This is a genomic window from Flammeovirgaceae bacterium SG7u.111, from assembly GCA_034044135.1.
Classification (GTDB): Bacteria; Bacteroidota; Bacteroidia; order Cytophagales; family Flammeovirgaceae.
The window spans coordinates 6,409,474-6,422,076 of record CP139021.1; the positions used below are offsets into that span (position 1 = coordinate 6,409,474).

The 12,603-nt window shown below is 40.1% G+C and carries 5 protein-coding genes; all 5 read right to left on the reverse strand.

Features of this window, described 5'->3' with window-relative positions; all coding sequences use genetic code 11:
- Positions 1-59: 59 nt before the first annotated feature.
- Entirely contained in the window at positions 60-1,478 is a 1,419-nt protein-coding gene (locus tag R9C00_24830) for a sulfatase-like hydrolase/transferase (GenBank protein ID WPO34924.1), read from the reverse strand.
- A 96-nt stretch (positions 1,479-1,574) separates the two neighbouring features.
- Positions 1,575-3,203: a RagB/SusD family nutrient uptake outer membrane protein gene (locus R9C00_24835; protein ID WPO34925.1), complete on the reverse strand. Its 1,629-nt coding sequence runs from the start codon at positions 3,201-3,203 to the stop codon at positions 1,575-1,577.
- Positions 3,204-3,224: 21 nt separating this feature from the next.
- Complete coding sequence (locus R9C00_24840; protein ID WPO34926.1) at positions 3,225-6,158, reverse strand: TonB-dependent receptor; 2,934 nt, start codon at positions 6,156-6,158, stop codon at positions 3,225-3,227.
- A gap of 244 nt (positions 6,159-6,402) precedes the next feature.
- A complete protein-coding gene (locus R9C00_24845; GenBank protein ID WPO34927.1) occupies positions 6,403-10,635 on the reverse strand; it encodes a two-component regulator propeller domain-containing protein in 4,233 nt (1,410 codons plus the stop codon).
- A gap of 514 nt (positions 10,636-11,149) precedes the next feature.
- On the reverse strand, positions 11,150-12,601 hold the full coding sequence (locus R9C00_24850; GenBank protein WPO34928.1) for an arylsulfatase: 1,452 nt from the start codon (positions 12,599-12,601) through the stop codon (positions 11,150-11,152).
- Between the last annotated feature and the right edge of the window lie 2 nt (positions 12,602-12,603).

Consider the following 12,603-nt stretch of genomic DNA (forward strand, 5'->3'; position numbering starts at 1 on the left):
TTAAAAAATATGTTACATGGTGAACAAAAAACAAGGAGCTATTTTCTCTTATGCAGTTTTTACCACGTATAGTCCTTTCCTTCACGGCTTTCCCTCCAAGACTTTTTAACCTCTTCAAGCTTCGCCTTCATTTCCTCAAATAACTCTGGTTTTTCACTGGAAATATCCTTTGTTTCACCGGGATCGGCTTTCAAATCAAAAAGCATCATTTTTTCCCCTTTTTCAGGAATGCATATTTTGTATTGATTTTCGATGTAGGCATACAATTCCGTGTCTTTGTAAAGACGCTGAAATCCTGAGGCTATAGGCACTTCTCTCTGGCCTGATTTTCCTGAAAAAACAGGAACAAGGCTGACACCGTCCAAAGGAATCTTTTTAGTAGGTTTTACATCAATGATATCAAGGATTGTCGGTAAATAATCGACAGTACCAGATTGGAAACTACTGGTTTGCCCGGCCTTCACCTGACCTGGCCACTCAACAACTGAAGGCACACGAAGCCCTCCTTCCCACATCTGGTGCTTGTGCCCACGGTACGGCCCAGCTGAAGCAATTCCCCACTTAGCCTGCGGATCGGAAGGACCATTGTCACTACAGAAAAACAAGATCGTATTTTCCTCTATCCCCTTGTCTCTCAGCAACTTTCTCAAACGACCAATTTGGTCATCCATCGCAGTGATGCACCCGTACAAATGTTTTTGTTCCTCTGCCAAATCAGGGTATTTGGCAAGGTATTCAGGTCCTGCCGCTATTGGCTCGTGAGGGGTGTGAAACCAAATAGTTGCAAAAAATGGCTTTCCTTCATCAATCGATTTTTCTATAAACGGAACTGCCCTGTCCATAATGACGCGGCTGTCGTCCCCTTCTAGGTTTTCTGTAACGGGTACGCCATTATGAATGTAAATCGATCCTCCCCAAGAACCATCTTCCCTAGACCCGAACCCAGTCCAGCCCTCAGGTGTTTTTGTTGGGTTCCACGTAGGCACAGCACTTTTTGTGGCAAATACTTCATCGTAACCATGATGCCAAGGTGGGGAATAAAACCCACGTGTTTCTACTTTGTCGGGCTCTATCCACCCCAAGTGCCATTTTCCAAAGAAACCAGTTGCATACCCTTCTTTTTTAAGGTATTCGGCAATCGTTTTTTCAGCGGGGCGCATCCCCCCAGTGTGAGCTGCCAAAACCCCTTGTCGGAATGGGGCTCTACCCGTCAAAACACTGGCACGAGTTGGTGAACATAAGGGTGCAGCTGCATAAAAGTCTGTAAACCGAATCCCAGACTCCGCCATATCGTCCAGTTGAGGCGTGATTATTTTCTCATTTCCATTAAAGCCTACATCTCCCCAGCCGAGGTCATCTGCCATTATCAAGATGATATTTGTTGGTTTAGCAGCTTCTTGGGAACGACTTTGCAAATGCAAGCCAAGAGTAAGTACGATTGCTAAAATCGATGTGAAAAATGTCCTCTCTAAATTCATTGTTTTGTTTGTTAACCTTAGGTATCAATTCAATCTGTTCTCAGAAAAAAAATCCTCCCCCCCGAACAAGCGGGGGAAAGGATCGGAAACCGCCTACTAATTATAACCTGGGTTTTGCCCCATCTCTAAATCCGTATTTGAATCTATGATAGACAACGGAATTGGAAGCAACGCATTCTCTGGGCTTACTGTGCTCGCATCTAGTCTTGGGTTGTATTTTACTGCCCACTCATAGAATTTGCCAGTTCTCACCAACGTATGCCTGCGGTACTCTTCCGTAACCAATTCTCTTGAACGCTCTTTGAGGATAAAATCAAGAGTGACATCTCCAGCAGTAATTGCCGAGGCATTAGAACGCCCTCTTAATTCATTAAGCAAATCTGCTGCTTGCCCTCCTTTCCCATTTTTCATCAGTGCTTCGGCTGCCAACAAATATGTTTCTGCTAATCTCATGAACATCTGATCGTCGTATTGTCCTGCACGTGACGCATTTTCAAACACATAGGGGTCGTTATATTCCCACTTTCTTACCCATGGCCACAAAAAATGATCTTCCAAATCGCTAGGTTCATCATAATCCATATCAGAATACCTTAAGGTATCAAAGGTAGTTCCATCATCATCTGCAGGATAGATGTAGTACTTTTTCACCATATACTCAGAGTACCTGTCATCAAACGGCTCGTACCAATTGAAAGCAGAGTCAGAAACAGAAATACGACCAGCACCTTTTCCTCCATTGTATGTGTACAAAATATCTAGGTCCGTCTTCTTTAACTTACTATCTTTTGCATAATAAGAGAACCAAGTATTTTTCATGTATAGATATGCATTTCCTACCACATCCATGTAGGCATTATTCAATACCCAAAGGACTTCTTTGTTTTCAGTGTGAGTTGGGTTTTTGAACAAATCTGAAAAAACAGTACCAGGCTCTCCAGCAGTCTCCCCAAACCTAGTGGTCATCAAGTTATACTCACCACTATTGATCACACGCAACGCTTCTGTTTCTGCCTTGTCATTTTCCTCCATTGCAAGATATAGCTCTGCTAGCATTGTTCCTGCCACAGCACTATTAACCATCCCTGCATCTTCCTTCATGGCAAGGTTGTCGCGGGCAAATATCAGATCAATTTCCATTTGATCATAAATCTCATCAACAGACGCTCTCTCCCAATCGCTCCTATACGTAGTACCTGAAATCTCTTCAAGGCTCAAAGGGACTTCGCCCCAACCGAATCGCAAGTGTCGATAAGCCCATGCACGGATTAACCTAGCTTGAGCAATCGCTTTGTTCTTATTTGCTAAATCTTCTTCATCTGACAGGCCAAGCCAATCTACATCACCCTCTGCCCTTTCAATGATCATATTGGCTGAGTTGACAATTCGATAAAGCCAGTTAAAATTATTCTCAACCAAACCGTTCGATGAATTCAAATTTGAATAATCATTGAATGGGTCGGTCGCTCCTGCCCCATTATTTACAAAGGCGTTATCTGTGCCCATTTGCCATAAAGCAGCCCTAGTAACATTGTTAGATGATTCTCTATCTTGGCGAACCAAGCTATAAAGAGCGTTTAATCCGTTGTTGAACCCATCGTAATTCACAAACAGGTTATCGGAAAAAATATCATCCTTTGGGCTCTCCTCCAAAAATTCCGTCTCGTTACACCCAACCATGGTGAATGCGAAACACATTGTGAGTATTATTAATATTCTTTTCATATTTCAATATCTTTTAAAAGCTTAAAAACCTAATTTCACACCCAACAAATATGTAGCTTGCTGAGGCACTGCATCCTGATTCTCAAACTGTGGGTCTAAGCCTTCCCAGCTCGTCCAAGTAGCCAAGTTTGTTATATTGCCATACACTTCGAAATTTTGCAGCCTCATCTTATCCAAAACTGATTGTGGGAGAGAGTAGCCGAGAGAAATATCTTGCAACCTCAGGAAGTCAGCATTTCTGTAAAATGGCATACTGAACTCGTTTACAATAGAACTTTTGTCGTTTCGAGGGTATTCATTACTTCCATTTTCTTCCGTCCAAAACTCTACATTGTAGCGGTTTTGTCTCATGTCAAGGTCATTCGTACCTAGGAGGTCATTAGCTTTGGTAATGCCTGTAACTCCGTAAAGGAAAAAGCTAAATCTCCAGTTTTTATATGAAAAAGTATTTGTTAAGCCTAGTACCACATCTGGAATTCTACGTCCGATAACTTGCCTGTCATCAGCAGATATGAGTGAGTCGCCAGTAGTATCAAAGTACCTAATATCTCCAGCACTCACATCGCCTCTCGGAGTACCCTCTTCATCTTCTTGGTAGATTCCATCGAAAACATATCCGTAATTCACAACAACTGGCTCGCCGATAAACCATTTGTTGCCAACATCGTCAATGTAGTTTCCATTATCATCTGTCAAGCCTACATGCACAATTTTTGAGTTGTAATGAGAGACATTTAAGTTAGTTGTCCATTTGAAATCATTGTTATCGATATTGATAGATGACAGTTGTAGCTCGATACCATTGTTTTTAGTTTCTCCAATGTTTTGGGTAATGTAAGTGGTTCCATTTACCGATGAAATAGCCCTCTCTAAAAGAAGATCAGTTGTATTTGACCAATACGCATCAATAGAACCAGTGAGGCGATTACCAAAGTATCCAAAATCAAGCCCTGCATTGAATGAAGTGGTTGTTTCCCAACCTAGCGACGGATCTCCTAGTCTGCTTGGATAAAAACCAAACAGCGTATTGTCATCGCCGTCTACATAGTCAATAGATGAAAGCCTAGGCAATGTAGAATAAGCTGAAACTGCTTCATTACCATTTTTACCATAAGACACTCTCAATTTCAATGCTCCGAGCTGTTCCGAATTGGCAAGGAACTGCTCATTGGCAATATTCCAACCAAGAGCTACTGATGGGAAAATACCAAACTTGCTATCTTCTCCAAATGCTGAAAATCCATCTCTCCTTGCGGTTAGAGTTAGCAAGTAACGGCTATCAAACCCATAGTTCACACGCAACATTTGAGAAATATGTGTCCTTAAACTATAGGAAGAACTTGGCTCAACCAAACTCGCTTTGCTAGCCTGATAATAAGTCATTACGTCATTAGGAAACCCTTGGGCATCGATGTCATGATCTTCAGCCCATTCGCTTTGCGCACTGTAAAGCCCTGTAAAAAACAAAGAATGAACACCAAAATCACGCTTATAATTGATAATATTCTCAACTAGCCAATCTTCGTCATGTCCATTATCAACAGAAAGAGATCCATTTACACGTGCACCTGTCAGTGTGTTTCTACCCCTATAGGTCTGATTAAGACTTGATCGGTAATCATAACCAGTATTTAACTTATATGACAATCCTTCTACACCAGGGATTTCAAAAAGAAGGCTATTGTTCGTTGTGAACCTTCTGGTTATATTATTATTACTATTTAAAAGTGGAGTAAGTGGGTTTTCCGCATACACACCATCTTCCCAAGTCTCTAGTCTAATGCTTCCATCTTCGTTATATGGTATGCCCAGCGGGTTCATAGTAAATGCCCTTGAAAAACTGGCATTGTTTCCACTTCGGTCATAATACCCATATTGTGTGTTTGTATTAAAGGTAATCCAGTTGCCAAGCTTGTGCCCTAGGTTAAGCCTAAAAGTGTATCGGTTAAATTTATCTCCAACAGCAATACCTTTGTTGTCAACATAAGCCATTGATATGAAATAATTGGTCTTTGCCGTTCCTCCAGAAAAAGACAAATTATGCTGTTGATTGCTGCCCGTTTGGGTCGCCAAATCAATCCAGTCAGTGTTTCGTCCACTGTCGTACCCCTCGTCTTCTATCGCAGTAGTAGCTAGTCCTCTTTCTACTTTTGTTTCATAAAAGGTTTTCCCATCCATCATATCTGGAATGTTGATAACCTTGTTCCAAGAATAGAACCCATCGTAATTCACTTTCAACTCTCCTTCTTTTCCTTTTACAGTAGTGATAAGGATTACGCCATTCGAACCACGAGCTCCATAAATTGCTGCTGAAGAGGCATCTTTCAATACTTCTATAGAACCGATATCTCGAGGGTTCAACTCTGACAAATTCCCCGCATAGGGAACTCCGTCCAAAATAATGAGAGGTTCGTTAGAAGCAGAGATTGAGTTTGAGCCTCTGATCAACATCGAGTTGGAAGAACCTTCTGCATTTGAAGCATCTTGATTAATAGTTAAACCTGCCATCGTACCTTGTAGCAAATTTTCAAGGCTAGCCCGTGGCCGCGATTCCAACACGTCTTTATCGATAGAAGCTACCGAACCAGTAACATCACTTTTCTTTTGTGTACCATACCCTACAATCACCACCTCATTTAAAGACTGGATATCTAAAATCAGAGAAACATCAATTACATTTTGGCTACCTACCTGAATTTCTTCTGATAAATATCCAATGTAACTAAAAACTAAAATGTCTTCTGGGTTAGCTTTGATGGAGAACTCTCCATCTATGTTGGTTGTAGTACCACCTGTCGTACCCTTAATTATAATATTCACGCCCGGTAAGAGACCACCGTCATCTGAGCTTGTAACCACACCCGTGATCGAGCTTTGAGCTTGCAAAGCAACCATAGCCATCAAAACAAAAAATAAGGTTAAGCCTGGCCTAATTTTCCAGTAATTCATTTTCATATATTTACTTTTAGTAGTTAAGAAATAATTAGTATTGTCAAAATCAGTCCGATGATCAGCATTGCTAAAATCATCATCCTTCGAACTAATTTTCTTTGATATAATTTAACCTGATTCATACCAGAATACTCTTTTGAATCAAATGTAGGGGGGAATAAAAAAAGAAGAACCACTCCAATGTAACCAAGCAGCCTCGGTAATGATACCAAGGTTGCTTTTGTGTTACAAATGAACACGGTATTTGTTACTTATTGGAAGAAGAAGAGTCGGGAGATTCCGAAAAAGAAGCCATATACTTTGTTGGTGTTTGTCCAAAATACTCCTTGAATTGTTCTCTGAAATAGTCTGCATGCTGGTATCCTACGGAATACCTGACCTCTGAAATACTCAACTTACCAGTCTTGAGCAACTGCGCTGCGTATTCTAACCGGATTTTTTTAATAAACCCAACAGGAGTTAGGTTTGTTAATGCTTTTATCTTTCGATAAAGGTGCACTCTGCTCATCCCTACCTCGTTGGCTATTGACTCAACAGATAGATCCGATTCTGAAATATTCTTGTTTATATAGTCAATCGTCTTATTCAGAAAAGCTTCATCTACAGAAGTCACCGACACGTCCTCTGGAACCAGTTTAAATGTATTTCCTGTTTGTTCTCGAAGAGCAATTCTTTGGTCGATTAAATTCCTTGTTCTTGCCTTAAGCAAATTGCTGCTAAAAGGCTTCGTCACATAATCGTCTGCCCCCGTTTCAAACCCTTTTATCTGAAAAGTAACCGCAGTTCGGGCAGTAAGCAAAATTACAGGAATATGGCTAGTTCTTTGGTCAGTCTTAATTTTTCTACATAATTCCATTCCATCCATCTCAGGCATCATCACATCGCTAATGATGAGCTCAGGTGTGCCCTCAAGAGCTTTTTCAAAACCGACCTTCCCGTTTGGCGCCTCAACCACCTCATATTCTGATGAAAACAGCTCTACCAAAAGGCTTCTAACCTGTTCGTTATCTTCTACAATCAGAACCGTATATTTTTCATTTCCTCCCTCTACCTCTGTATTTTGTCCACTTTGCGCAGGCTCTCTATGGCTCGGTTGGCTTTTGTCGTCAACATCAAAACTTTTGGTATACAAAGAAATATCCTCGCTACTTTGAAAATCGTGGATAATTTGGGTATCGGTCAAATGCTCTTTTCCTCTTGGAATCCTAATTGTGAACTTTGTGTTTCCTGGTTTTCCTTCTTGAGCTTCCACGCTATCCACCTGAATAACCCCTGAGTGCAGCTCCACAAATTTTTTGGTGATTTCCAGCCCGACCCCCAACCCAAGTCTCCTTCGTTTAGTATCTTTTTCAGTTTGATAAAACCGATCAAAAATATTTTCCAATTGATCTGCCGGAATCCCCACACCGCTGTCTGCCACTACAATTTCCACATACCCATTTTTGTAACGCTTTTGCTCTTCCTCTTGCAAAGCTTCTTTGGCAAACTCTGCTACGCACAACTCTATTTTTCCTCCTTCAGGAGTAAATTTTAGTGCATTAGAAAGAAGGTTATACATCACAATCTCCATTTTGTCACGATCAAACCATAACTGCGTCTGTTCATTGTTGAATATTACTTCAAAATCAATTTTTTTCTGGGATGCCGGTTCCCGAAAGGCCAAAGAAATTTCTTTGACAAAAGAGCTTATATTTCCTTCTGCTGCCTCCAAAGCCAAATGTCCTTTTTCTAGCTTTCTCAAATCGAGCAGCTGATTAATAAGCTGAAGCATCCGCTCTCCATTTCGTTGGATGATTCCCAGTTGGTTTTTAAGTCGAGGGCTTCCAGAAGTATTGGTTATTAAATTCTCCAATGGAGCCAAAATGAGCGTTAGAGGAGTTCTCAGTTCATGGGATATATCAGTAAAAAATATTATCCTTTGCTGGTGCAATTCGTTTTCTTTTTCCCGCTGCATGTGCTCCCACTCCAAATTGCTTTTTAACCTTCCCCATTTCGAAGCAAAAACGAAAAACAAGTACAACAGACCCAACAATACCACAGCGTACATAATATATGCCCAAACCGTCCTCCACAATGGAGGTGAAACAATGATGTGTAATATATTCTCGTTTGTCCCCCAATCACCTACATCATTCGTTGCTTTTACCTTTAGCGTATAATCGCCTGGTTGTAGCTTTGAAAAGCTAATTCTTCTTTGGTTACCAATTACATTCCATTCTTTGTCAATAGGATCTAACTTATAGGCATAGTTTATTTCATTGGGCTCAAAGAAGTTCAAACCCGCAAATTCGATTGAAAAATCTGAATACGAGTACGCTAAAGATATTTTAGTATTTCTCTTGAGAACTAGGGAATCAAAAGAGCTCCTTACCGATGAGTCGGAAACGAGAAGGGTTTTGAAAACGACGTCAGGATGGTTTACGGTTGTTGTTACGTCCTCAGGAAAAAAAGTGGTGAACCCATAAGACCCTCCAAAAAACAGTTGCCCACTTTTTGCTTTGTACGCACTATTGGGGTAGTGTTGGTATCCTTGAACTCCATCAGATTTATTAAAATTCATGATTTTGTTTACGACCAACGACTCCTTTTCTGGATCACGAATTAAATCTAGCGTCGAAATACCTTTGTTGGTACTAACCCATAGTTTTCCATTGTCATCTTCCAAAATTCCATTAATGGTATTGTCAGCCAAACCATCGCCAATGCTGATATTTATTATTTCTCCAGACTGGGTATCATAAGCTAAAAGTCCCCTCCCTAAAGTCCCTATCATCAACACGTCTTCTTTTGACAGCAGCATGCTAAGCACCTCAAGATTTCGGGTTTTTTCAAAAACGGCATCGGTTTTTAGTTTCTCTCTAGTAAAAAGCCCCTTTTCGGTATCAAAATACTCCAGCCCCCTTTCCGTACCAACCCATAAATTTCCTTTTCTATCTTCGGAAATAGCCCAAACATGGGAGTCTACATATTTATCTGTCTCATTTTCAAGCTCAAAGTAGGTAATAAATGACTTATTAATTTTATCATATTTCTTCAGCCCTCCTCCTTGAGTCCCAATCCAAATTTGCTTTTTAGCATCTTGGTAGATAACCTGGATGTGATGATTTCCAATAGAACTTTTACTATCAGGTTTATCTCTAAAACTAAAAGAATTACCAGATTTTGTATTCCAAATACTTAAACCAACAAACCCTCCGGCCCAGAGGTTACCGCTTTCATCCAGTAAAATAGATTTGATTGTATTTTCAATCAACCCAGCATGCTCTTCATAATAATGTTCAAAAACACCCGTAGACACATTGAAAAAGTTCAAACCGTTTTCAGTTCCTATCCAGATATTCCCCGACGTATCTTCACAGAATGAAGAGACGAGGTTGTCACTAAGCCCTTCATTAGAAATTATTTCTTCTTTGTAATGCTTGAACCTGCTAAGGGCAGAATGCGTGTAATTCACGCCTCCGTTATAAGTTGCTATCCATATTCCTCCTTCTCTATCTTCGTATATATCTCGAACAGAGTTCTGGCTTAGCGATTTATCGTCATATTTGTTATGAGTATAAATAAAAAATTCCTCATTCAAAGGATCATAAATACTCAAGCCACTGAATGCGCCTATCCAAACAGACCCATTGGAAAGTTGTTTCAAAACCCGAACCCTATTACCAGGCAGGGTATTTTGGTCATCCGAATCACTAGTAAAAACCTCAACAGAATCTTTACCACTGCCCAATACAAAAACCCCAACATCTTCTGATTCAGTTGCAAACCAATGATTCCCCTGCTTATCAATAAGCAAATCTCTAAAAGGCTCACCGCTCTCAAATACTGGGAGGTTTCGAGGGCTGAACTGTTCTATTTCCAAACCATTTTCCAGCCTATAAACGCCTTTATTAGTACAAAACCACAAAATACCATCGTGCCCTTCTACTATCTTATAAACACTCACATCAGAAACTAAACTAAAACTATCTCCTCGTTCATCTAGCTTGATGAACTCTTGAGAGGAGGGGTTGAAACAGTAAACCCCTGAAGATGTACCAAGCCACAAATTATCATGTCCATCTTGGATAATAGAATGAACAAACAGTTCTTGAGTATTGGTGTTGGGGGGCTGGAATCTATGGAAGCCTTTATTCTCATTTACATACAAATTCAACCCTTTAGATGTGCCAACCCAAAGCTGCCCATTGTTCGACCTATACAATTCTGTTATTCTACTACTGCTCAGGGAAAGAGAATCAGCCCCATCATTCCTAAAAACAGTTAAGTCATATCCATCGTACCTATTTAGCCCATCATTTGTTCCAAACCACATGTACCCTTCATCATCCTGAATTATGCTCCAAACAGTATTATTTGAAAGCCCTTCTTCAATACTGAGATGGCGAAACTTGAGATCTTGGCAATAAGCTACAGTATCCCAAATACCAAAACTTAAAATGATGGCGATAAAAGATAGTTTTATGTAATGTTGAATCACAACAATAAGATGTTTTATCAAAAACTAGTGACATGCAGTTCAAATGTAGTATTTCGGGCATGATATGACAAACTGTTCTTGGTATCAATTAATCCCCAACAAATTAACAAGCCCCATTTTAATAAAACAACTCTTTGTTATAAGATCCATAATTAACTTTACCCTATTCTACTCACACTTTTTAGCAACAGTTTTTATGTCCAAAAAAATAGGAAACAGATATTTTCCCATCATTACCCGATACACACTCGACAGCAAGTACATTTATGTGTAACTACCTTAGCTCGACTTTAGGCTTTTTGAAAACCCAACTATTGCCTAGAAAGCAAATTGACTGGATTTTCACATTTAATTATCAACTTCGTTCTTAAAAGAGTGGAAAAAACGAAGTTGATAATTATAAAACATGTCTTATTTTGCTTTAAACAAAGCTTTTTGACCGTTGGCAAATGGCTAAAGTCGAGCTTAGAAGCTGTTTTGAAATATACCGTTATAATTCTCAAACAGTTCTTTATCATTTCTTCCTCCTTTTTATTGCCAGTTCCCTTGTTTCCAGCGGAAATTCATCGTGGTCTGTCCTAATATCTTTTAGCAAACCGAGCATCTCCTTTAGCTTTTTTGGCTCTTTTAGAGCCAAATCATCCGTTTCTCCAATATCACTTGATAGGTTATATAGCTCAGGATCGCCATCCAGTTTCCATACAAGTTTGAAGTTATCTTTGCGTATGGCCTGAATAGGACCTTTGCTCTCATTAAACTCCCAATATAAATACTCGTGCTTTTGCTGATTCTTTTTGTCCCCCATCAGCTCAGGCATAAAGGAGATTCCATTAATATCCGTATTCAAAGGCTCAACACCAGCCAAATCGCAAGCAGTAGGTAAAAAGTCCCAAAAAGCTGAAATATGTTCACTTTGAGTACCCGGCTCAATATGTCCTGGGTATCGGACAATAAACGGGATGCGTATTCCCCCTTCGTACAGTTCACGTTTCCCGCCCCTCAACTGTCCGTTACTGTTAAAGAATTTGTCTTTCTTCTCGTATTCTGGTCCATTGTCACTAGTAAAGAAAACGATCGTATTCTCATCAATCCCTAGCTCTTTCAGCTTGCCGAATAAGTTGCCTATATCCCTATCCATACGAGAAACCATTCCGGCGTAGGTAGTATTTCCCTCCTCATCATTTTTATAATGCCCTTTGGTATTCATCTTCCGCTTGGGCCAACCAAGCTCCATATAGGGTGTTTTTGACTCTTCGGGTACGGTTAATTCCAAATGTGGAATAGTCAATGCCAGATAAAGGAAAAATGGATTATCCTTTTCCTTCTCTATATAATTTAGCGCCTCTTCAACAAATAAATCGTGTGTGTACTTGCCTTGTTTCAGTGCAAAATTATTTTCTTCCAAAATATATGGGTCATTGTTCTGATATAGCGTATCCCAATAGTAATGGTGGGCATGGCCATGTTTTTTGTACCCTAAGAAATAATCGAAACCATGTTCAGAAGGCATATTCCCTTTGGTATTTCCTTCCGAAAGCCCCCATTTCCCAATAACAGCAGTTTTATATCCAGCTTTTTTGAGCTCAGTAGCAACAGTGGATTCATTTGGCTTTAAATTGACCGGGCTACCGCTATGCGTCCAAACCGGATTTCCCCTTACCGAAGCATGTCCTTGGTCGTAGCCTGTAAGCAGGCTTGCTCTTGAGGGCATACAAACAGTAGAGCCAGAATAATGATTCGTGAAGGTTACTCCTTCGGCTGCCATTTTATCCAGATAGGGTGTTTTGATTTTTTCCTGCCCATAACAGCCCAAGTCTGCATAGCCCAGGTCATCAGCCATGATGAAAATAATATTTGGCTTGGATGGGCTTTCAGCTTTTTTGTTCTTTGTGCATGAGCCGAACAAGAAAACAGAAAATACCAACCAACTAAAAACCAGTAATAAAGACCTTTTTTTTGTATTCATAT